This window comes from Kribbella sp. NPDC031520, assembly GCF_055580825.1.
Genome location: NZ_JBVIKS010000003.1, coordinates 999,608 through 1,021,997, shown reverse-complemented (window position 1 = coordinate 1,021,997; position 22,390 = coordinate 999,608). Strand labels below are relative to the sequence as shown.

Here is a 22,390-nt window from a genome sequence, read left to right as displayed (position 1 = left end):
GAGGTCTCTGTAGCGGCCCTGGCGCCTAGTGGCGTTGCGACGTACCACTACGAGCTGCCGACGTCTCGAAGAGGACCCGTCTCCGTAGGCCCTCTGTTGCTGCGTCGATCCGACCCGTTCGGCCTGGTGTCGTGTCGCGTGTCCATCGGTGACGCTGCGACGCTTCTGGTGCATCCGAAGCGGTACGCCGCACGTACGGCGTCCGGCATCCGGCAGCGGCACCACTTCGAAGGGCCGGTGTCCGCGGGACCTCTGCGCGGGTCGATCGACCTGCGTCGGCTGCGTGAGTACGTGCCGGGCGATGAGGTCAGGCACGTGCACTGGAAGGCGTCTGCGCGTGCAGGGCGGCTGATGGTGCGTGAGTACGTCGACCCGGATCAGCCGCGGCTGCAGGTGCTGCTGGATACGCGTACGTCGGTGTTGGCCGCTGAGCAGTTCGACACGGCTGTCTCGGTGGCTGCGTCGGTGCTGGTCGTTGCTGCGCAGTCCGGACAGCGGCTGCGGCTCACCACGCCGTGCGGTACGGACCACGACGTACAGTCCGTCAGCGATCTGCTCGACGAACTCGCTCGGGTCGAGCAGTCGGCCACCACAACCAACCTGCTCGAGTCGCTCCCACTCACCAGGGACGGGGGAGCGCTCGTCGTACTGACTGGTGACGCTCCTGATCTGCCGAGCCTCAAGTCGAGCTATCGGCCCGTGGTGTACATCGACGTGACGCATGAGCAGTCGGCGCTGCACACTGCTGCCGGAGTACACCTCATCCACGCCGACAACGCTCAGAACGCAGTAGACGCCTGGAACGCCGTACCGGCATGACACGACGGCTACCGATCCTTGGAGTGCTCGCCGCTGCTGTCGTAGCGGGCCTCTTGTTCTCGCCGCTCTTCGGTGCGACGGCTGTGCTCTGGCCGATGCTTGCGGTCGCCGTCATCGTTTACCTGATCGAGGAATCGATCCTGCACCGCCCGCAGCTCGCCCGCTGGCGAGTGCCGTTGACGCTGGTCGGTGGCGTTGTCGCGTTGCTGGCCGTCATTCCTGGCGCTGCGCGTCGCCCCCTGTCGTTGTGGGATGCGGTGACGTCTGGCTGGCGTCGTACGCTCGAGTCGACCTGGCCCGCCAGTCCGGTACCTGATCTCGTCGCGTTCGTACCTCTGCTGGTTCTTCTTGCCTGCCTGATCGGTACGCGCGTTCTACAACGCTCACGACTGCTGGCGTTGCTCCCTGCTCTCGTAGTAGCTGGCCTCTCCCAGGCGTACGTCACTGTGACCGGTGTAGATGCACTGCTGGTCGGGCTGGCGCTCGCTGGCTGCTGTGCGCTGGTCCTGCTGGACTGGCCGAGCGACCGCGGCTCCTGGAGCCGACTGATCGCTGCGCTCGCCGCCATGGCTGTAGGCGCAACCACGCTCGACGTGGCATTGCCTGCGTCCACAGCGCTCCACCTCCCGAAGCCGAGTCCTCCGGACTCGCCCACTGTGCTGAGCAATCCGCTGACCGAGATCGCCGAGAGGCTGCGCTCTCCGGACACTGTGGTCTTCACAGCGCGTGCTACCGGACCTGTAGATCGTTGGCCGGTGATCGCGCTGGACACGTTCGACGGCGTGACCTGGACGGCATCACCGAAGTTCCAACGACTCGGCCGTGAGCTACCGCTCGACTCACACGTGACCGTTCCGGTACGACGGCAGTCCGCGGACGTAGCGCTCGCCGACTGGTCCTTGCCGTGGCTGCCCAGTCAGAGCCGTACGTTGTCCGTGGTGGACGACCGGCCGCTCCTGGTCGACCCGTCGTCCGGTGCGTTGCTGGCGGAGCAGGCGCGTCCGTCGCAGTACCGCGTGAACTGGGCCGAGCCGACTGTGGATGTGGATGCGCTGGCGTCCGCGGGCGTCGACTCGGACCTGGCCAGCGGTGACGATCTCGGCGAGGTGCCTGCTGGGATCGACGACCTGGCCCGGAGCATCGCCGGCGACGTCCGGCCGTCGTTCGAGCTCGCACTGGTCCTCGAGAAGTACCTGCGCACCAACTACAAGCTGGCCACAGGCGACAACCTGCCGACCGGCCACGGGTACGCGCAGCTCAGCTACTTCCTCACGAAGAGCAAGCGCGGTACGTCGGAGCAGTTCGCGGCCGCGTATGTCGTGATGGCCCGGCTGCTCGGGCTGCCCGCACGGCTGGTCGTCGGGTTCAGGCAGCCGAACACCGCGAGCCCTGATGGCACGTACGTGGTTCGCAACCGCGACGTGCTTGCGTGGCCGGAGGTGGCCGTCACAGGTGTCGGCTGGGTACCGGTCGACCCGACTGGTACGGCGACGTCCAAGGCGGGCAGTGGCGGTCTGGCCGGTGCAGCCGAGACCGTACGCAAGCAGTTGCCGTCCACGAAGGAGATCGAACGCGAACACCAGTCCGAGCCGACGCTGCCCGCGCCCAAGGCTCCGACGACGTACCGCTTCCCGGGCTGGACCGCGTTGCTGATCGTTGGCGGCGCACTGGTCGTCGCGGCGTTGCTCTGGCTCCTGGGAGTCCCACTGGCCAAGGCAGTACGTCGCCGGCGCCGCCGCAGGCACGGGACGCTCGGGGCGTGGGCAGAGGCTCGTGACCTGCTCCGGGATCACGGCATGCGCGTTACGCCGGCGGCGACCGCACGGGACCTCGCACGGGACTCCGACGGTGCGGTTTCGCAGGCGATGACGTTGCTGGCCGGATGCTTGGACCGGGCGCTCTGGTCGGGGCAGGACTCCGATCCGGATCGGGAGTTCGCGTGGTCCGCCGTCCGGAAGGCACGGCGGGGTCTGGCCGAGGGACGGTTGTCGCAGCGGATCCGGACTACGCTCAACGCGCGCAGCCTCGTGGGCTGATCAACGCCCCTCGCACTGCGCGTCGCGGATCGGCCGGGTCTGCGACTGGGCCGGGTTGATGCCGTCGGTTGCCTGGACCGCGAAGCAGTACGGCACGCCAGGAACCACATTGACCTTGTACTTGGTTCGCTTGTAGACCAGTGTCGTCTCGGCCTTCTTGCCGGGCTGTGCGACGACAACTGCGTAGTTCACGTCCGACGGACCGCTCCAACTCAGGTCGACGTACGTGCTGTGGTCAGCAGGCGGGTTGAGCGTGACGACGAGTGTGGGCGTGCTCTGCGTCGGAGTGGGCGCGCTGATCGGCGGGTCCTCGGTCTGGTCCTTGCGGTTGACCAGGGCGAACGTCGTCACCAGCGCGGCGGCAAGCACGACGCCTCCGGCAACCAGCAGCCAGTTGCGACGCTTGGCAGGTGACTGGGTGGGAGCAGCTGGCTGGGTGGGAGTTGGCCGCGGTGCCGGGGCCTGCTGCGTAGGTGGCGCAGCGACAGGTGGCGACGCAACAGCCGGGGCCACGGTCTGCCGCGGCGGCTGCGAGGGCTGCGGTGCCGGTGGGATCCCGGGCGGGGCTGCCGGTGGGTTGGTTGCCTGGGGCCACGAAGGGAGGTTCTTGCGCTTCAGCACGGTCGGTCGCGGCCGCAGCGGCATCGCCGGCGCCGCCTTGGTGACGGTGGGAACCGGCCGCGCTGGAGGCATCGGCGTTGTCGAGGCTGCGAGCGCCGTCAGGGCAGCCGCTACCTCCGCAGCGGACCCTGGTCGCTTACCAGGGTCTTTCTCCAGCAGGCGCGCGATCAGCCCGGCGAAGGCGTCCGGCAGTACGTCGAGACGTGCGGGCGGCTCGTTCAGTACTCGGAGGATGTGCTCGCCGGCCGTCTCACCCATACGGGCCGCGAGCGGAGGCTTCCCGCTGATGGCGGTGTACAGCACTGCACCGAGCGCGTACAGGTCTGAGGAGGCTGTGAGCGTTCCGTCCCGCAGGGTCTCCGGAGCGATGTACAGCTGACTCGGAGAGTTCAAGGCCGCGTGGCCGGTGTGTTGGCTGAGCCCTAGCGTCAAAGCCGTCAGCTGTGGCCGGCCGTCAGGCAGCAGCACCACTGCGCCAGGTGTGAGGCCTCCGTGCACCAACCCGGCCGCGTGGATCGCTCCGAGGCCCTCAGCGAGCTGCTGGCCGAGGACGGCCAAGTCGGCAGGTGAACTGAGCTGGTCGCGAAGGCGGTCCGCCAGCGTTCCCGCGTCGGCCGTAGTGATCAGGTACGGGTAACCGTCGGTCAGGCCCGGCTCCAGGACCCGGGCCACCTGTGGGTGGTCGACGCCCTGCAGGGTCTTCGCCAGCTTCGCGAACGTGGCAGCCGTACCAGCGTCGACGCGTACCTGGTACACCAGCGCGCTGACGGTCGTCCCTTGCCGTAGGCACCGGTACACCTGAGGCATTCCGGACCGAACCAACTCCACGTCGGTACAGCCGGGAACGGCCGGTCCTGTGTCTGTCACGTTCTCCATCTTCCCGTGCGAACAGGTCGTCTGCTGCGACACCGGCCGCTGTGGCCACACTCTGGCCACATGCTGCAAGCAGCCTCCCGCAGCAGGAGCCGCCTGCCACTGTGACGTGTATGACCACGTTGATGTTCCCGATCGGCCACTGCCTCGGGACGCACTACACCGCGGAGGACCAGGTCCAGCAGGTGCGGCTCGGAGGGGAGATCGTGGGGCTGACCGCCGACGAGTTCGCGGTCTGGTCGCTGGCACACGGTCTGACCGACGACCGCAGCCCGTGGGAGCGCGAGCGTGTCACCGACCTGCTGAGCCACCACGAGATCCCAGACGTTCTCGACCAGCTGGCGGCCAGGAACCTGCTGACCGAGGTGGACGTGGACAGACCTGACGACTTCGCTGGTCGTCACCGCTTGCTGCCGTTGCACCTGGGCCTCGGCAACACCGCAGAGCTCACTGCGGTCTTCAGAGTGGGTACGACCGAGCTGCCACTCGCTGCGATGACCGAAGCGATGTACCGCCTCTGGCTGTCGTCCCACCTGGCTCCCAATCTGCTGATCGCGTGCAAGGAGCATGACGTGGACCTCAGCGCCGTACTGAGCTCGTTGCATGCGCTGCTTGCGCCCGGTGCTGCCTGCCTCGACCTCTCGACCACGGAGGACCAGCCATGATCTTTCCCGTAGGACACGGTGCCGGACCGCAGGTTGTCCGGGTCGGCCGTACGACGGAGCAGCTCAGCGAACCGGAGTTCGATGTCTGGAAGCTCGCGCACCAGGTCACCGACGAGGAGGCGCTGCTGGATGCGGACGCGCAGTACGTGGAGGAACTACTGCGCCGCGGCCTACTGGTACGGGTCGAGGACGTGACCGCGTTCGCGCAGCAGTACCGGTTGCTGCCGTTGTTCATCGGTCTCGGCAATCATCCCGACGAGCCCGGCCGGTTCGCGATCGGCGTACCCGGTCTGGAGCCGCTGGCGGTCGTGGATGCGCAGAGCTACGAGCTGTGGCAGTGGGGCTGGGTAGCGCCGTCGCTGTGGGCGCAGTGCGAAGTCCTGGCCACCATCGGCGAGCAGCCGCAGGTCCTGGACGGAGTGTCCGCGCTGCTCGCCGACTACGTCGCCGTACTCGACCCGGTGTCATGACACCGCAGCGGTCACGTCGTCCAGCCGCAGCGTGCGCAGCTCGCTGATGCCGGGCATGCCGCCCAGCCGGCGCAACCGTTGCGACTGGGCCTTCCGGACCCGGTCGAACAACCGGCGGGCGTCGCGGGCGTTGCCGAAGTTCGCGGCCTGCGACACTGCGGCGAAGTGGCGCTGCAGGATGGGTTCGGCGTTGTCCTCCAGGTCGTACTCCTGGGCCGCGACCATGCGCTGCACGATCAGCGTGAGCTCGTCCGGGGAGTAGTTCTCGAAGTCGATCGTCTTGGAGAACCGGGACGCCAGGCCAGGGTTCGCGTCCAGGAAGCGCAGCATCTCGTCGCTGTACCCAGCGACGATCACCGCGGCCTCGTCGCGGTGGTCCTCCATCAGCTTGACCAGGGTGTCGATCGCCTCCTGGCCGAAGCTGTCGTTCTCGGCACCGGCCCTGGACAGCGTGTAGGCCTCGTCGACGAACAGGACCCCGCCGTTCGCGCTCTCGAACACGGTGGTCGTCTTCTCGGCGGTGTGACCGAGGTACTGCCCGACCAGGTCGCGTCGCGCCACCTCGTTGAACTGCCCTTTCGGCAGTACGCCGAGTGCGGCGAGCAGCTTGCCGTAGATACGCGCCACGGTCGTCTTGCCGGTACCAGGGGCGCCCGCGAAGACCAGGTGGTGACTCAGACTGCCGACCGGAAGCCCCGCTCGTCGCCGCCACTCGTTGACCTGGATCTCGTCGATCAGGCTGCGTACTTCGTCCTTCACACTCGCCAGGCCGACCATGGCATCCAGCTCCGCGAGCAGCGACTCAACGTCCGCGCCCGTGGGGTCGTCGGTGATCACACGGGCATCTAGCTGTTCAGCAGCCGTCACAGCGACCAGTTCAGGTTCTGCCAGTTCGAGAGCAGGCTCAGCCGTGTTCTCCCAACGGCAGGCCACCACCTCACCTCGGCAGCGTCGCCCGTACGCCACAGCTGGTCCGGCCACGTCGCGGACCACCGTGTGGCGTAGTACCGCTGTGGAGTCGTAGGCGATCAGAATGCCGGCTTCCGACGTACCGGTGACCTCGCAGCTCTCGATGGTCGGCCGGGCGTACTGGTACGTGTAGATGCCGCGGCGTCCGCAGTCGGTGATCTGGCACTCACGTAGTACGACGGTCGCGCCGAGACGGACGATGACGCCGTCGGCAGAGACACCGGTCACCTTGGTGTGCTCGACCGTCGCGGTGCAGTCCTCCAGCACCAGGCCGTGCTCGCCGCCGTTCACGTGGCAGTGCGTTACCGACACCTCGGCCGGACCGGTGACCTGCACGACCGGACCGAAACCGGCAGACAGCGCACACCGCTCGGCTTGTAACGTGCCACCGTCGAGCTGGAGCGCAGGTGCGTCGCCGGCCTGGATGGTGAGGTCGCGGAGTGTGAGCCGGCCACCGGCGCCGCGCAGTACGGGTGTCGGTGAGGTCGTTGCGTCGATGACCACGTCGCCGTCGGCGGACAGTGTCACCGAACGGTCTGCGAGGTCGATGGTCTCGCGATAGACACCGGGCGCGATCGAGATGACGGCGTCGTCGGGTGCGTCGAGTACGGCGGCCCCGATGCTCGGGTACGCGCCCGGGCGGTCTGGCGACACCAGCAGCGTGCGGCTCATCGCGTACCCACCCAGCCGCGCTCGGACGCCTTCAGGCCGGCCTGGAACCTGCTCTGCGCACCGAGCCGCGCCATCATCTCGGACACCATCCGCCGAACCGTTCTGACCGAGACGCCGAGCTGTGCGGCCGCTGACGCGTCGGTGCCGCCGTCGCTGAGCAGTGAGAGCACCTCCCGTTCGCGGACGGTCAGACCGGACGCGTCGCCCAGACCCGTCGGCTGACGCAGCGGAGTGGCCGCGTGCCAGACCCGTTCGAACAGCTCGGTCACCGCACTGACAGCCGCGGCCAGCCGGAGGATGCTGACCGCTCCGCGACCACTCCGGTCGGCCGGGAGCGCGACGGTCGCAGTGTCGACGATCATTGCGCAGAGCGGGACAGAGGTCGCCGTACGGACCTGGGCGCCGTTCCGGGTCAGCTGCTGCAGCCGCCGCGCGAGCATCGGGTCAGTGCGTGCGGCGTCGGGCACGAGGATCCGGTAGCGCACAGGCGGAGCCAGTACGCCGGTGCCGAGCTCGCGGAGGCCTGCGATCGGGTCGGCGAGGGCGGCGGTGGCGGGAGTGCTCACCAGCACCTCACCGGCCGCCGACTTCAGCAGACCCGCGATGGTGCGCTGGGCCGCGGCCGGGCTGCCGGCCCAGTCGAGTGCGCCGTTACTGTCGCCCAGCGGCGCCGGGTGCCGGCGGGAGAACTCACCGGCGATCTCGGCCGCGGCGACCCGGCTGCGCTCCAGGTCGCGGGTGACCCGGGCGAGGTCGGCCTCGCGTTCGGCGAGCAGTGGGGTCAGGCTGAGCCGCGGGTTGAGCGGACGAACCACGTCACCGGAGCTGTCCCGGGCCAGCAGGCCGAGAGCGGTGAGGTGCCGGACGACCTCGTGGGTGGACTCGCTGTCGAGACCGAGCCGCTCGCCGAGCTCGGCGGCGGTCCAGGACGGCCGCTCGAGCACCACCAGGTAGGTGCGCTCGGCGATCGCGTCGACGCCCAGGTGGGCGAGCCGCAGCCCGGTGGCGCGGGCCGGCGGAGTGGCCTGGAGCGAACTGTTCTGAACGGCACGCGGGTAGCGGACGGCACGGGGGTAGGCAGCGCCTTCGACGGGCTGTGACTGGGACACGGGACACCTCGCTGGGATCGGTGAGTCGGACGGACTCGGTGGTGAACACCAGAACCATCGCGACCCGCCGTCCAGCGGGAATCTTGCCGCTGTCCACGCCTGGTACAGCGGCACTCACGGCGATACAGCGGCTGTCCAGCGGCCCGGATACAGCCGATGTACCGAGTGGTGTATCAGGGCAGGGCAGCCACTAACGCGGACCGGTGCCGGCCGGTCTGCGGTACGGCGGCCGACGTCAGCGGAGCACCCGCCGGAGCGAGGACCAGGGCGTGGTCCAGGTCGCTGGACGTGCTGACAGCGACCGCTGCGGCCTGCTCAAGAGCGAGGTGCGCCGGTACGGCGTACATCCGGAAGCGGCTCGGCCCGACGGCCAGCGCGTCCCACTCCTCGGTGAGCTCCTGGGGCGCCAGGGCCGCCAGTACGTCGGCCAGCTCGTTCGGCTCAAGTGGGATGCCCCGGAAGTTGCGACGGCGTAGCCGTCTGGTCAGCCGACGGACAGTGTTCGTGAGCAGCAGCTCCAGCTCGGCGTCCTGGGGCCGGTCAGCGGACCGGAGGGCGGTCAGGGCGATCCAAGCCCGGCCAGGGCGGCGCAGCAGCTTCAGCCGCAGACCGGTGTGCTCGTCCAGCAGCTCGGCCGGGGTCAGCTCGGGAGGCACGTCGGTCTCCAGCAGAACCGTGATCCCGTCGGGCCGGACGATGGTGCCCGCGCCGTCCTCGAGCTCGCCCCGTGCCCCCTCCATCGCGACGAACCGGGTACCGCGTACCAGATACGCCACAGCAAGGTGGAGCCACTGGTAGGACCACAACCCGCGCCGCCAGCTCGCCGTCAGCGCAACAGCGGCCGGCCCGATCAGGCCGGCGACTGCTGCGGTCACCCAGCCGCGGCCGAGGGAGGCAACAACCAGACCGGCTATCAGCTGCCAGCACACCACCTGGGCCATCCGCACTCGAGGCACACGCCGTACCTCGACCGGGGGCACGACAGTCCGGACCACAGCCACATCAGGTGCCACGGGCGGAGCGGTGACCTGCGGCCGAACAGCGGGCGGGACAGGTGCAGGCCGCGGCGGTACGACGCGCGGCGGCGCGACCGTACTCGTGACAGCTGTAGCAACGGTCGGTGTGACAGCAGCCGACGTCTGTGGGGCTGAGGTGGGTGCGGTGCTCATGTGAAGAGCTCGTCGTCCAGGACCGGGCCGGCAGCGGTACGTCGACGTACAGGCGGCAGGGTGAACTGTTCGGGTGCCTCCTGTGCCGTGCGGCCCTGAAGGTCGGGCTGGACACCGCTGTCGCGGAGCGTGTCCCGCTTCTTGTTCCCGGAGCGGGGCTCGTTGGACCCGCCGCCGCCACCGCCACCGCCGGACATCGGCGGCGCGATCGTGGGCATCGACTTTGCGGCCAAGGCCGCCGATGCCGCAGCGCGCGCCGTACCGCCGGCCAGCGCCGGCTCCGTTCCGGCCGCGATGCGTGCGCCGGCCGCCGACATAGCGCTGCCCGTTCCGGACCCTGTCGGGTGCACCGTGTTGGTCAGCGCGCCGAGCGCTCCGGCGAGCGCGCCGCCCGGCAGCCCAGCTGATGAGGGCGCGGAGACCCCGACCGTTGCCGGCAGCGTGGTCGGTGCCGTCGTGGCTCCTCCCGCCAGCGTCGGCAGGTCCGGGCTCGGTGGGATGATCGTCCCGGGCACCTTGAGGTTCGGCAGCTTGAGGTTCGGCAGCTTGGACGTGATGCCCTGCGTGTTCCCCAGGCCGCTGCTCGCCGACTGCACCAGCCCCGTGACCGTGGTCAGCAGCGTCGCGCCCTTGTTCATCGTGTCGAAGAGCTTGCCGGCCGCATCGATCACGTCGTTGACCGGCACGGCCGGCGCAGGAGAGGCCGGTATCGGCGCGCCGTTGCCTCCTGGTCCCTGCCATCCCTGGGTCGGCGTCGGTACGGCGGTCGGGGCCTGCATGACCGTGCCGACGGCTTCCATCATCCCGGCGCCGACCTGCTGCAGGCCGACCGCGACCTGCGCCGCGAACGGCCCGATGATCGGCACCGCACTCAGCGAAACGGCGGTGTCGTACCCGCTCTGCAGTGCCGGCATCACCGCCTGCGCCGCGTTCAGGGCCGTACCGCCGAGCCGCAGCGCCGCGGACATCGCGCCGGTGTACGCGGCCCACTCGCCGAGGGAGGCGAGGCTGCCGACGACCTGGCCGTTGAACGCCAGCTGCGACAGCGAGCCGATGCTGAGCGGCCACGTGGCGATGGCGGCGTTCGCAGCGCCGAGGTCGCCGTGGGTCGCGAGCAGCTGCTGGCAGGCCGAGCCCCACATGTCGGCGCCCGCGTGCCAGGGCTCGGCGCGCTGCCCGTAGAGCATCGCGGCCATCGCGTTCAGTTCCATCCCGAAGTACGCACCCATCGTCAGCTCCGCAGCTCGTCGGCGAGCGCGCGGTGCACGGTCGCGTTCGCCTGGTCGGTGGACTCGAAGCTGGTCGCGATCGACAGCGCCGCCTCGATCAGCGACGCAATGCCACCGGTCGCCTGCAGCGTGACCGAGCCGGTGTGCTCGACGCAGAACTGGACGTGCGCCTCCACGGTCGCGCTCTCCGGCATCGGGCCGGCCAGCGGCGGCGTCGCCTGGACCGTGCCGGACACGGGCGTCACGGTCGCCAGCGGTGCGAGCGCAGCGAACTGCCGCAGTTCGTCGGGCACCACGGTCAGTGTTCCGATATCCATAGTTCCTCCTAGATCCGTCAAGAGCCGATCGGGTACGTCGCAGCGGAAGGGTCGAGTGCATGACCCGCAGGGAGCCGGCTGATCAGTTCCGCGGGCAGCCGGACGACAGGTGCCTGGTCGTAGCCGAGAACACCCAGTACGTCGTGACTCGCCAGCTGGTAGCGCCGCCCGAGATCACTCACGAACGACAACGCCCCGGACCCGGCCGCTTGTGCGGGCGATGCCATGGACTCGACAACGGCCCCGTGCCCCGGCGGTACGACGACGACGTCAGGCAGCGGCAGTCCGCCCGGCCCACGTCCCGTGGTCACCCCGGCGTCGTCGGTTACGGGCACTGCGTCGGCGAGCGTGAAGCGGGGCTGGAACTGGCCATTGGCGAAGACGGCACACACCGAGGTTCCCGAGGACGCCGGTCGCGCGAAGGTCGGCCTGGTGGCAGGCAGGGCCGAGTCCGAAGTCGGCGTACCCATCCCACCGGACACCTGCGCCACCACGGCCGGGTCCAGTGGAACAGCCTCCGGCACAGCACCCGGGTACGCCTTCCGAGTAGCAGGAGCCGTTCGCTGTACGTCGTACTGCAGAGAGCTGATCGCTACTAGCTTGTCGCGTTGTAACAGGTAGTACTGCCCCTGCCCGGTCGATGTCTGTACGACGTACAGCGTGCCGACTCGCCCCGGTCGTAAGAGAGCGGACGGGGTGCCCGGGCCGGGCACGGAGATCGGGCCGAGCGGAGGACCGGACGGGATGAGGTCCAGCCAGACGGACGGGACCTGCAGCCACGCCTCGTCGTTGAGAGCGAGTGCAGCGGCCACTGTCGCCTGCTGCTGGATCAGGTGCCGGTAGCCGTGCCAGATCAGGTAGCGGCGACCGTCGGGCCCCACAGCCAGCAGAGCGTCCGCCGTTGTCCCGGACTGCTCTGTTCCCACGAGGAGAACCGACTGCACGGACGGACTGCCCGAAGAATCGACGGTCGGCTTCGCGCACATCGACCACCCGCTTGCCAGCAGCCGTCCCTTGGCAGGCAAGGAGTCCGGTGCGTCCGGGATCCCGACCCGCTGGCCACGCGGTACGCCGAGCAGCGACTTCGCCGACACCATCAGCGGCTCGCTGTACTTGTTCGCCAGCAGCAGGGCGGACACGTAGTTCGCGGCCGGGTACAGCACCCCGTCGCGGTACACGTACCGCGTGCCGGTCTCCTTCTCCACGATCACGCGGTCGCCGGACTTCCACGACGTCTTCCCGCCCGGCGAGAGCTGTCCGTACACACCGCAGCCCACCAGCACGAGTACGGCGAGCCCGATGCCGACCATCATCGCGACGATGCCGCGGCGGAACGGCGGGTACTCCGGATCGGTCTCGCGCAACAGCAGTGCATGGGTCATCCGCTGCTTGACGAACTGGTGCGACTGCAGCTGATCCCGCTTAGACGCCATCGGTCACCCACCCAGCCCACGGACGTACGCGTACAGCCCGAGCACCCACAGCACGAACGGCACCACCAGCAACACCAGTACGACCTCGGCGAGCTCGGCGTACCGAGCCAAGTACGCCCCCGGTTTGTGAAGCGCGTACCAGAGCCCAAGGAATGCAGCGACCGCGGCAAACAACAGCAGGCTGTACGGCGACTGCACGAGCAAGCAGCCGAGTCCTGCAAGGCCGGCACCGGTCAGGCTGAGGCGATGCGCCACCACAGGTAGCAGCCGTGCCCGTAGCAGACAGATGCCGACAACCAGCACGACCAGCACGCGTGCAGGCGTCGACGTGGACCGCGCCAGAACGTACAGGCAGCACGCCAGTCCAACAGCGAGCCCGGCAAGGATGCCCGTGTAAAGAGCAGCAGACCGCAATACCGCGGCGTGCACCAGGCGGCGTGGTGGTTGCGGCGCGTCCGCCAACAGGTCCGCAGTGCTCGTGGGCAGAACGGGTTTCGGCAGCCGCCCGATCCGCATGGCCAGCGGTGCTGCGACTGGGATCAAGGCGACCGCGATGGCGCCGACAACAGCAGCCGACCGCGTGCCGTCCAGGGTGCTGCCCAGCCACCCGGCGATGAGTGCGAGCACACCCACGGTCACGGCAGCGACGAACACCGCGGTATGGCGGGCGATCCCGGCGTACCCCAGCACTCCGAACAGCAACAGCGCCGCACCACCCGCAGTCAGCTGTGCCGCACCGAAGTCCGACAACCGAAGCGCTCCCGCAGCAAGCGCGAACACCAACGAGACCGCACCGGTCATCGCAGCAGCAGCCCCGTCGCCAACAGCACGCGACAGCACGACACCAATCGCCATCAGCACGCTCGCGACGATCAGCGCGAACAAGGCACTCCGGAACTCGACGAGGGCCGCCAGCAGCGCGATCGTTCCGGCGACCAACCCGCACCAGCGACTCGCTCCAGGGGTCCACGCGCGGCCGCTGGTCCGTGCGTCGGTGGCGATCGCGTCCACCAGATCGTCGTACTCCAGCTCCGGCCAGTGCTGGTGTGCCGGGGCGAGATGCAGGATCTCGCCGTCCCGGACGCCCTGCCCGGACAGGTCCCGGTGCGTCTCCAGTGCCTCGCCGTCGGGGCGGCGCAGTACCCAACCGCCTTGGAGTGCGCCGAAATCGGCGAGGTCGTCGCCGGCGTGCCGGAGGATCCCGGGCAGCACCTCGGCCACCGTCGACCGCTCCGGCAGTGCCAGGTCGATGCGGCGTTCGGGTGCGTCGATGGTGACCTTGACCAGTCCACGAATGCTCACGACGGCAACCGTGACACGCACAGCACCGCACAGCCCGGTGCTTGCAGCTTGTGGACAGTCAGCAAGTGGCCGCTACCCCCTGCGGGTCGAACCCGCGGTCTAGCGTCCTGGAACATGTCGACAGTCATCGTCAGCAGACCACCGCGGCGTGATGGTCCCGCGCTGCCGAGCGGCGACGTCACGCTGGATCCGCCGCCGGCGTTGCCGCAGCCGGCGAGCAAGCAGCTGTCGCAGTACATGATGATGGTGCCGATGCTCGCGGGCGGCGGCGCGATGGCGTTGATGTACTCGACGCTCGGCGGTGGCGGCAAGATGAGCTACATCGTCGGTGGACTGTTCGGCCTGTCCGCGCTGGGCATGGCCGCGGTCGCCTTCGCCGGCCAGGGCGCACCACGCCGCGAGATGGCCCGGGCGCGACGCGGGTACCTGAGACACCTGTCCCAGCAGCGCATCCGGGCCCGGCGGGCCGTCGTACAGCAACGGAAGGCGCTGTCGTACCTGCATCCCGATCCGACGCAGCTGTGGACGCTGGTGGAGAGCTACCGCCTCTGGGAGCGTCGCCGCAACGACACGGACTTCGCGATCGTCCGCGTCGGCACAGGAGCGCAGCCACTGGCCACACCGGTCGCTCCACCCGACACGGTGCCACTGGAGGAGCTGGAGCCACTGTCGGCCGGTGCGCTACGCCGCTTCATCACGACGTACTCCTCCGTGCCCGGACTGCCCGTCGCGATGGCGCTACGTGGTTTTGCACGTGTGTACGTCGACGGTGAGCCCGACCGTGCTCGCAGCCTCGCACGTGCACTCGTAGCGCAGCTGGCGACTTTCCACTCGCCGGACGACCTCCTGATCACGGCTGTCATCGGTCCGGAGACCAGGGCGGACTGGGAGTGGCTGAAGTGGCTGCCACACGCACACCACCCGGACAAGTCCGACGCGCTCGGTCCGATCCGCCTGATCAGCAAGAGCGTTCCGGACCTCGAGTCAGTACTGGGTGACCTGCTGGCGCAGCGGCCACGGTTCGACCCGGCTGCTACGAGTCGCGTGGACGGCCCGCACATCGTCGTACTGATCGACGGCGGGGACGTGCTCGGCTCGGACCACCTGATGACCGGCAATGGTGTCGAAGGTGTCAGTGTCATCGACCTAACCACGCCGCCGCCGCGGCTGCTCGACCGCTCTACAGTCCTGCTGGACGTCGCTGAAGACGGTGCTCTCACCAGCGTCACCATGGACGGCGAGTCTGAGGTCGGCAAGGCGGACAGCTTCACGATCCCGGACGCGGATGCCCTGGCTCGTCTCCTTGCACCGTTGAGACTGTCTGCCGGCAGCGACGACGAGAGCTTCGCCTCGGTCTTCGGCCTGACGGACTTGTTAGGTCTGGGAGACCCGTACAACTACGACACTGCGCGGCACTGGGGACCCAAGCCGAACAGGGACCGGCTGCGCGTCCGGTTCGGTGTCACCGCAGACGGTACGCCGGTCGAGCTCGACCTGAAGGAGTCCGCGCAGGACGGCATGGGGCCGCACGGGTTGTTGATCGGTGCGACCGGCTCCGGCAAGAGCGAGCTGCTCCGGACCCTGGTCCTCGCACTGGCCGCGACCCACTCGTCCGACAGCCTGAACTTCGCACTGGTGGACTTCAAGGGCGGTGCCACGTTCACCAAGCTGGACCGGCTGCCACACACCAGTGCGGTGATCACCAACCTCAACGAGGAGCTCGCACTCGTCGACCGGATGTCCGACGCGATCGGGGGCGAGCTGATCCGCCGCCAGGAGCTGCTGCGGCGGGCAGGCAACTACGAGTCCGTCCGTGAGTACGAGCTCGCGAGGGCGGCCGGGGCGGACCTCCCGGAAGTACCGACGCTGCTGGTGATCTGCGACGAGTTCTCCGAGCTCCTGTCGGCGAAGCCGGACTTCATCGACATGTTCAACCAGATCGGCCGTCTCGGTCGTGCACTCGGCGTCCACCTGCTGCTGGCCAGCCAGAAACTGGAAGAGGGCCGGCTGCGCGGTCTGGACGCGCACTTGTCGTACCGGATCGGTCTGCGGACGTTCTCCGCGATGGACAGTCGGGTGGTGCTGGGGATCCCGGACGCGTACGAGCTGCCGCGGGCGCCCGGCCACGGGTTCCTGCAGATCGGCACCGAGACGCTTGTGCGCTTCCGGTCGGCCTACGTTTCCGGTGTGCACCGGGCGGCGACTCGCACGGTTTCCAACGACACCCAGGACGATGTAGCGGAGTACACGAGCGCGTACGTATCCATGCCGGCAGCCGAGGTCCACGAACAACCGGAAGACGACGGGGTCGGTGAGAAGCTGCTCGACATTCTCGTGGATCGCCTGGAAAACAAGGGGAAGCCGGCCCATCAGATCTGGCTGCCTCCGCTGGAGGATCCGCCCCCGCTCACCAGTCTGCTGCCGGCGTTGACCGTCGACCCGGACCGCGGCCTCACCGTGGCGGCGGCCGGAGCACGGGGGAAGCTCCGCGTGTCGATCGGCCTGGTGGACAAGCCGATGGAGCAGCGGCGCGACCCGTTCGTCGTGGACCTGTCGGCCGGTGCCGGTCACGCGGTCGTGGTCGGTGGACCACGCAGCGGCAAGAGTACGGCGGTCCGCGCGCTGGTCTCGGCCCTCGCGCTGACCCACACGCCGCGCGAGGTGCAGTTCTACTGTCTCGATTTCGGTGGCGGATCCCTGTCCGCGCTCCGCGAGTTCCCGCATGTCGGCGGCGTGGCACCGCGCCTCGACGTCGGGGCCGTCCGCCGGACGATCGCGGAGGTACAGCAGTTGCTGGCCGCACGGGAGCGGTACTTCGGCGAGCACGGTGTGGAGAGTATGGCGTCGTACCGGGAACGGCGGGCGACCGGTGAGTTCGCCGACGATCCGTGGGGCGACGTGTTCCTGGTCGTCGACGGCTGGCCGGTCCTGCGGTCCGACTTCGAGGACCTCGAGCCGATCCTCGCCGAGATCGCCGGGCGCGGCCTCGCGTACGGCGTGCACGTGATCGCGACCTGTTCGCGCTGGTTCGACCTGCGCGGCACGATCCGCGACCTGTTCGGTACCCGGATCGAGCTGCGGCTGGGCGACCCGTCCGACTCCGTCATCGACCGCCGCGCGGCGATGAGCGTTCCGGCCGACAAGCCGGGCCGCGGGCTCGCCGACAAAGCCCAGCACTTCGTCGTGGCAACCCCGGACGCCGACCTCGGCCCGCAACTCGCGGCGGCCTGGCCGGTGTCGGGTGCACCCCGCGTACGGCTGCTCCCGCTCCAACTGCAGGAGGCCGAGCTGGCCGCCGCACTGCGACGCAAGCCTGTTGAAGGCCTGCCGATCGGGCTGGCCGAACGCGACCTCGGCCCGGTGGCCCTCGACCTCGACGCCGACCCGCACTTCCTGCTCTTCGGCGACACCGAGTCCGGGAAGACCGGCTTCCTGCGCCGATTGGCTCACTCGATCACCGAGCGGTACGAGCCGGCCGAGGCGCGGATCATCCTGGTCGACTACCGCCGTTCACTGCGGCTCACCGGCGAACACGTGATGGGTGCCTTCTCCGAACCGCGCGGCGTCGAGGCGATGGTCGCCGACTTGCTCCCGGTCCTCGAACGCCGCCAGTCCGGCGAGTGGACCGGGCCGCAGATCCACGTCCTGGTGGACGACTACGACCTGGTCGTTGGCCAGACCTCCAATCCGCTCGGCGGCCTGATCGACTACCTCGCACACGGCCGCGACATCGGCCTGCACGTGATCGTCACCCGTCGCAGCGGCGGTGCCGGCCGGGCGATCTACGAACCACTGATCGCCCGCCTGCGCGACCTCGGCACCCCCGGCCTGCTGATGAGCGGCGACAAGTCCGAAGGCCCGCTGCTGGGCACCGTCAAACCCGAAGCCCTCCCACCAGGCCGCGGCCGCCTGGTCGGCCGCCGCGGCGACACCCAACTCGTCCAACTGGTCGAGTGCCCACCTGACCCGAACCCGCTGACACAGGAGCACCGATGAGTCTGTTGTTCGACGCCCAGGAGATCCGCAACTTCCGGGACAAGGTGCCGAAGGAGGACTTCGGCTGGCTGCCGGACCTGATCGCCCAGGGCTCCAACCTGGCCGGCTCGATGACCGAGAGCCAGAACGCGAACCGGATCCACCTCGGCTTCCTCCGCAGTCTTGAGCTGCTCGGCACCGAGGTGCCGCAGGGTCTGGACGGACTACGGCAGTTCGCCACCACCCTCATCGACACCTACGAGGGGGCGGACGGCGACAGCGCGGCCCGCGTGAACGCGATCAACCTCTCCTTCCACGACATCGAAGGCAAGCCGGTTCCTGAACCGGCGTCGAACTACCCGGTGCTGCCGAAGCCGCCGTCGGCACCGGCCGGCTAGGAGCTCGCCGAGATGGACTACAGCAAGTGCGACGCGAACCAGGTCCAGCAGATTCTGGCCGGAGAGCATCCGGAGGCCTGGCTGGCGGCGGCCCGGGCGTGGGGAAAGATGGCGGTCGCGGTGGACAATGTCGCGACCGGTATCACGATCGCGAGCAGCGAGATCACCGTTTGGCGGCAGAGCAACGACTCGAAGGCGCAGGAGGCGTTCGACGGCCGCATCAACCGGGACCTGAAATGGCTGCCCGATTGGGGGAACTACGGTCGCAAGCTGACCGTGAGCCTGCAGACGGTCGGCGACGCGATCGGCAATGCCCGGGTCGAGGCGCAGCACTGGGTGGACGAGCGGAAGAAGCAGGTCCAGCGGGTCGACGATGCGAAGAACGACACCGACCGGACGTGGGCGCAGATCGGTGTCGATCTGATCGACTACGAAGCCCAGCAGGTGATCACGCATCTGGCAGGTCTGATGGCCGGTGCACTGTCCGACAAGGACGGTCCGCCGACGGGGATCTGGGACGGTCCGCGGGCGGTGCCGGACGCCAAGGATCAGCCGCAGGACAAGGGTGACCCGGCGGGAACCGGCGCGGACAAGGGCGGTGGTGGTGGCGACAGTCCGCAGACCACGGCGGCGCCGGACGACAAGACGCCTGCCGACAAGAAGCCGGACGACAAGACGCCGACGGACCCGGTGGACGAAGCCGGCAAGATCATCGATGTCGTTGGCAAAGGCATCGATCTGATCGGAAAGGTCCCGGACAACCTGGACAAGTGGATCACGCTCGCCCAGCATGCCAAGGATCTGGTCGACCCCAGTACGACCACCGCCACCACGCCGACGGTCACCACCCCTTCGGCCCACCTGCCGCTGACCGACTCGCCCGCGCTGGCCGGTGGTGCGGGAACCACGACCGCGCCGACGTTCCACACCCCGTCGGTCCCGGCGTTGCCGAACGACAGTTCGACCAACCTCCCGATCGGCTCGCTCGGCGGCGCCGGCGGCATCGGTGCCCTCGGCAAGAGTTCGGTCGGCGGGGCCTCCGGTACGTCGGAACGCACGAACCCGGTGGAGAAATCCGCAACCGTTGCCGGCGCGACCGGCACCGAGCCGCAGCTGTCCGGGAAGGCCTCGACCACCGGGTCGGCGGGCACTCAGCAGAGTACGCCGCCGATGTACCCACCGCAGAACGGCGGTATGGGTGCTGGGGGCAACGGAGTGCGGGACATCAAGCCCGGTGCCGGACGCCGGCCCGGTTTCAACGTACCCGCGGACCAGAGCGAAGCCGAACGGCTCCGCCGGCAAGGCGTGCAGCCGGACCTGCAGGGCCGTACGAACGGCGAGGCCCGGACGGCGTCCGGCGTACCGCCGCTTCGCAAACGCAAGCGATCCGCCGCCCGCGCGGTCGAGCGCGACATACTCGACGAGGACCTCTGGCGAATCTGACCGCACAAGTGGCCATCCGATGGCCGCAACCGGTACGCCCCGGGAGACCGGCACGTACCGACCTAGCGTGACACCGACCGGTGATCACGCACCGGCAACCCAGCAAGGAGGAACACCATGGCCGGTACCAGGGCCGATATCCCGAGAATGGTGCAGACGGCCTCGGCGGCCGCCGCGATCGCCGACAACCTGAAGGCGGTGATGACCTCGCTCGACAGCGCGTTGAGCGGCCTGAGCCCGATGGACGGCGAGATCAAGAACGCGTTCTGGCAGGGACACCACAACCACCTCGAAGCGATGGACAAGCTCTGCGCGAAGCTGCACGGGATGGCCGACGGCATCACCGTGTCGAAGGTCGGCTACGAGACCCAGGACGCGGACGGCCAGCAGGCGTTCCGCACGCTGGCCGGGCAGTCCATCGATACCACCGTCCTCTAGGAAAGGGATGCCGTCATGCTGATCAACTACCCGTACGACCAGATGGGGCAGGGTGCCCTCGACATGGTCGGTGCCAACAAGGCTGTGACCGACCTGCAGAACCAGTTCCAGGACGCCATGCGGAACTTGTTCGCCGCGTGGTCCAGCCCGGAGGGTTCGGCGCGGTTCCAGGAAGTGCAGCAGCTCTGGGCCCAGGCCACCGAGGAGATCAACCGGGTGCTGGGCCGCCGGGCCGACGCTCTGGACGAGGCGCAGGTCGGGATGCGGCGCGCTGACCAGCGCGCCGCCGATGCCGCCACGAACTGCTGAACCGACGACGAAGCCCGGCCTCCCGAGGGGCCGGGCTTCGTCATGCGCGCCAGTGGCGCCGTCGGCCGAGCGGTACGACGACCGCCGCCGCCAGCACTGATGCGCTGAGAATCCCAGCCAGCAAGGCGATTCGGCGGCCGTTCCCCAGAGCGTGAGAGCGAGCAGCTGCACGTCGTTCCGCTGCCGCGTCGACCTTGACGGGCCGGACTCGCGGCAGTACCGCGGGCTTCGTCGTCGCGAGGACGTCCTGCACCGCGCGGTACGGGTTCACCACGCCCGCGCCGTACTCGTCCGCCGGACCGGCCGCGGGCGTGGCGGTGGCGATCAAGCGGTTCGCGACCTGGGCCGCCGGCAACTGCGGATCGGCCGAGCGGACGAGTGCCGCCGTACCGCTGACGAACGCGGCCGCGAAGCTGGTGCCGTCGTAGTACCGATGACCGCGGACGCGGGTCGGCGCGAGGACGCCGCCGCCGGGCGCGGAGATGTCGACGTACGAGCCGACCTGCGAGCTCTGCAGGCGGGTCCCGTCGATCGTCATCGCGCCGACGCCGAGGACCCCCGGATACGCCGCCGGGTACGTGATCGGGTCCGCGCCCTGCTGGGTGTGCGCGTTGCCGGCTGCGGCGACGATCAGCGCGTCGTGCTGCTCGGCGTACCGGACAGCCTCCCGAACCGGTTTCTGGTCGGCGTACATCGACAGCGAGATGTTGATCACCGAGGCGCCGGCGTCGACCGCGTACCGGATCGCGCCCGCGAACACCGTCGCGCTGACGGCGTCGCCCTGGTCCTCGCTCGCGTCGCGTTCGCTCACCCGGATCGGCAGGATCGTCGCGCCCGGCGCGATTCCGCGCAAGCCGATCCCCTGGACCGGACGGGCAGCGATGATGCCGGCCACCGCCGTACCGTGCGAGACGCAGTCGAAGTTCGCGCGGGTGTCGCCCGGCGTCAGCAGGTCGCGGCCGCGCAGCACCGCGCCGGGTGCGTTCAGTTGTGGGTGATCGGCGTCCACGCCGGAGTCGATCACGGCGACGGTCACGCCGCGGCCGGTGATCCCGGCCGGTACCCGTTCGGGCGCGAGCCAGGTCTGTGCCCACGGCAACTTACTCACCGGGGTCCCGCCGGCTTCGGCGGACTGACACATTCCGGCCGGCGGTACGGCGGACGCAATCGTCGGGCAGCCGGCCAGCAGTACTCCGGCGGCGACCGCGGTCAAGCGTGCTCTGACAGTGTTCACGTTCGCGACGGTAGGTCCCGGCCCGATCGGGCCACGAGTTCTGACCCCTTGTGGCCAAGGGCTGACCACGATCGCCGTCCGGATCGGACCCTGTTCCCATGGACCCGTCGCAATTCCGCCTCGGCAAGGAACTGTCCGCGCTCGGCCTGGACAACGAGCTCCAGCGCTCGCTGTCCGCGATGAACGCCTTCCAGGCCGAGCTCGAGTCGATCACCGTGACCGTGGTCTCGCCGGACCGGCAGATCAAGGTCACGATCGGCGTCCACGGTGACGTCCGCGAGCTCGAGTTCGACCCCGGCATCTTCCGCGACCAGGACCCGCACAGCCTGGCCGCCGCGATCCTCGCCACGCTGACCGAGGCCGGTACGGCCATGGCTGCCAAGATCTCGGCGCGCTACGACGACCTGGCGGAGCGGCTGTCATGACCGAGGTCGACCTGCCGGCCGTGTACGGGGCCGCCGAAAAGGTACGCGACCTTGGCTCGACCAGCGGCGCATGGCTGACGGGCGCGCTGAAGAGTCTCGGGCCGGACAGCCTTTCGGCAGCCTTCGGCGGTGACGAGATGGGGCGACAGATGGCCGACGGATTCAGTCAGCGCTTCGCCTCTCTGAGCCAGGCGGGTACCGCGATCGAACAGAGCCTGCTCAACATCGGCGACGGGATCACCGCCGCCGGGAATCTGGTCGAGCACGTCGACGGACACAACGCGGACGTGCTCCGGGCCGCCGACCTCGGCCTGCAGACCGACGGCAAGCAGCTGCCGACCGACCCGGCCGCACCCGCCGACGGCGGACGGTAGCCGTGAGCTGGTGGCACCCGATCGTCGAGTTCCTCGGGGCGATCGTCGGCGTCGACCCCGACGACTGGCCGCAGGGCGACGAGGACGCGCTGCGCGAGAGTGCCCGCCAG

Annotated in this window: 20 protein-coding genes; 11 read left to right on the top strand and 9 right to left on the bottom strand. The window is 69.2% G+C overall.

Annotated features, from left to right (window positions below):
• The first annotated feature begins 138 nt into the window (after positions 1-138).
• A complete protein-coding gene (locus ACZ5BU_RS20250; RefSeq protein ID WP_465700899.1) occupies positions 139-819 on the top strand; it encodes a DUF58 domain-containing protein in 681 nt (226 codons plus the stop codon).
• On the top strand, positions 816-2,855 hold the full coding sequence (locus ACZ5BU_RS20245; protein ID WP_465700898.1) for a transglutaminase TgpA family protein: 2,040 nt from the start codon (positions 816-818) through the stop codon (positions 2,853-2,855). Before ACZ5BU_RS20250 ends, ACZ5BU_RS20245 begins: the two co-directional genes overlap by 4 nt.
• Here the strand turns inward: ACZ5BU_RS20245 and ACZ5BU_RS20240 are convergent, their stop codons facing one another.
• Positions 2,856-4,343: a serine/threonine protein kinase gene (locus ACZ5BU_RS20240; RefSeq protein ID WP_465700896.1), complete on the bottom strand. Its 1,488-nt coding sequence runs from the start codon at positions 4,341-4,343 to the stop codon at positions 2,856-2,858.
• A gap of 119 nt (positions 4,344-4,462) precedes the next feature.
• Here ACZ5BU_RS20240 and ACZ5BU_RS20235 point away from each other — a divergent pair, with 119 nt between their 5' ends.
• Both ACZ5BU_RS20235 and ACZ5BU_RS20230 read left to right on the top strand, forming a co-directional pair.
• A complete protein-coding gene (locus tag ACZ5BU_RS20235) occupies positions 4,463-5,014 on the top strand; it encodes a hypothetical protein (protein ID WP_465700895.1) in 552 nt (183 codons plus the stop codon).
• Positions 5,011-5,484, top strand: a complete 474-nt coding sequence (locus ACZ5BU_RS20230) for a hypothetical protein (RefSeq protein WP_465700894.1) — start codon at positions 5,011-5,013, stop codon at positions 5,482-5,484. The genes ACZ5BU_RS20235 and ACZ5BU_RS20230 overlap by 4 nt, the downstream gene beginning before the upstream one ends.
• Here the strand turns inward: ACZ5BU_RS20230 and ACZ5BU_RS20225 are convergent.
• From ACZ5BU_RS20225 to eccD, 7 genes are all read right to left on the bottom strand, one after another.
• Positions 5,479-7,125: a right-handed parallel beta-helix repeat-containing protein gene (locus ACZ5BU_RS20225; protein WP_465700892.1), complete on the bottom strand. Its 1,647-nt coding sequence runs from the start codon at positions 7,123-7,125 to the stop codon at positions 5,479-5,481. The genes ACZ5BU_RS20230 and ACZ5BU_RS20225 overlap by 6 nt on opposite strands.
• Positions 7,122-8,234, bottom strand: a complete 1,113-nt coding sequence (locus tag ACZ5BU_RS20220) for a helix-turn-helix transcriptional regulator (RefSeq protein WP_465700891.1) — start codon at positions 8,232-8,234, stop codon at positions 7,122-7,124. The genes ACZ5BU_RS20225 and ACZ5BU_RS20220 overlap by 4 nt, the downstream gene beginning before the upstream one ends.
• 173 nt (positions 8,235-8,407) lie before the next feature.
• A complete protein-coding gene (locus ACZ5BU_RS20215) occupies positions 8,408-9,190 on the bottom strand; it encodes a hypothetical protein (RefSeq protein WP_465700889.1) in 783 nt (260 codons plus the stop codon).
• Between the two features lie 209 nt (positions 9,191-9,399).
• A complete protein-coding gene (locus tag ACZ5BU_RS20210; RefSeq protein ID WP_465700887.1) occupies positions 9,400-10,632 on the bottom strand; it encodes a hypothetical protein in 1,233 nt (410 codons plus the stop codon).
• A 2-nt stretch (positions 10,633-10,634) separates the two neighbouring features.
• On the bottom strand, positions 10,635-10,949 hold the full coding sequence (locus tag ACZ5BU_RS20205) for a hypothetical protein (RefSeq protein ID WP_465700885.1): 315 nt from the start codon (positions 10,947-10,949) through the stop codon (positions 10,635-10,637).
• Positions 10,950-10,966: 17 nt separating this feature from the next.
• The gene (eccB, locus tag ACZ5BU_RS20200; protein ID WP_465700884.1) at positions 10,967-12,382 is read right to left on the bottom strand and encodes a type VII secretion protein EccB; all 1,416 of its coding nucleotides are present in this window, start codon (positions 12,380-12,382) and stop codon (positions 10,967-10,969) included.
• A gap of 3 nt (positions 12,383-12,385) precedes the next feature.
• The gene (gene eccD, locus ACZ5BU_RS20195) at positions 12,386-13,684 is read right to left on the bottom strand and encodes a type VII secretion integral membrane protein EccD (protein ID WP_465700882.1); all 1,299 of its coding nucleotides are present in this window, start codon (positions 13,682-13,684) and stop codon (positions 12,386-12,388) included.
• A gap of 114 nt (positions 13,685-13,798) precedes the next feature.
• Here eccD and eccCa point away from each other — a divergent pair, with 114 nt between their 5' ends.
• The 5 genes from eccCa to ACZ5BU_RS20170 all read left to right on the top strand — a co-directional run bounded on the left by eccCa (position 13,799) and on the right by ACZ5BU_RS20170 (position 20,247).
• Positions 13,799-17,680: a type VII secretion protein EccCa gene (gene eccCa, locus ACZ5BU_RS20190; RefSeq protein ID WP_465700880.1), complete on the top strand. Its 3,882-nt coding sequence runs from the start codon at positions 13,799-13,801 to the stop codon at positions 17,678-17,680.
• Positions 17,677-18,057: a hypothetical protein gene (locus ACZ5BU_RS20185; protein WP_465700878.1), complete on the top strand. Its 381-nt coding sequence runs from the start codon at positions 17,677-17,679 to the stop codon at positions 18,055-18,057. The genes eccCa and ACZ5BU_RS20185 overlap by 4 nt, the downstream gene beginning before the upstream one ends.
• Positions 18,058-18,069: 12 nt before the next feature.
• Positions 18,070-19,500, top strand: coding sequence for a hypothetical protein (locus ACZ5BU_RS20180; protein WP_465700877.1), 1,431 nt, complete (start codon positions 18,070-18,072; stop codon positions 19,498-19,500).
• Between the two features lie 117 nt (positions 19,501-19,617).
• On the top strand, positions 19,618-19,938 hold the full coding sequence (locus ACZ5BU_RS20175) for a hypothetical protein (RefSeq protein ID WP_465700876.1): 321 nt from the start codon (positions 19,618-19,620) through the stop codon (positions 19,936-19,938).
• Positions 19,939-19,953: 15 nt separating this feature from the next.
• Positions 19,954-20,247, top strand: a complete 294-nt coding sequence (locus tag ACZ5BU_RS20170) for a WXG100 family type VII secretion target (RefSeq protein ID WP_465700874.1) — start codon at positions 19,954-19,956, stop codon at positions 20,245-20,247.
• A gap of 40 nt (positions 20,248-20,287) precedes the next feature.
• Here ACZ5BU_RS20170 and mycP read toward each other — a convergent pair whose 3' ends face one another.
• Entirely contained in the window at positions 20,288-21,481 is a 1,194-nt protein-coding gene (gene mycP, locus ACZ5BU_RS20165; RefSeq protein WP_465700873.1) for a type VII secretion-associated serine protease mycosin, read from the bottom strand.
• 98 nt (positions 21,482-21,579) lie between these two features.
• On the opposite strand from mycP, the gene ACZ5BU_RS20160 reads away from it, so the two are divergent.
• Both ACZ5BU_RS20160 and ACZ5BU_RS20155 read left to right on the top strand, forming a co-directional pair.
• On the top strand, positions 21,580-21,906 hold the full coding sequence (locus ACZ5BU_RS20160; RefSeq protein WP_465700871.1) for a YbaB/EbfC family nucleoid-associated protein: 327 nt from the start codon (positions 21,580-21,582) through the stop codon (positions 21,904-21,906).
• The gene (locus ACZ5BU_RS20155; protein ID WP_465700870.1) at positions 21,903-22,280 is read left to right on the top strand and encodes a hypothetical protein; all 378 of its coding nucleotides are present in this window, start codon (positions 21,903-21,905) and stop codon (positions 22,278-22,280) included. Before ACZ5BU_RS20160 ends, ACZ5BU_RS20155 begins: the two co-directional genes overlap by 4 nt.
• Positions 22,281-22,390 lie beyond the last annotated feature (110 nt).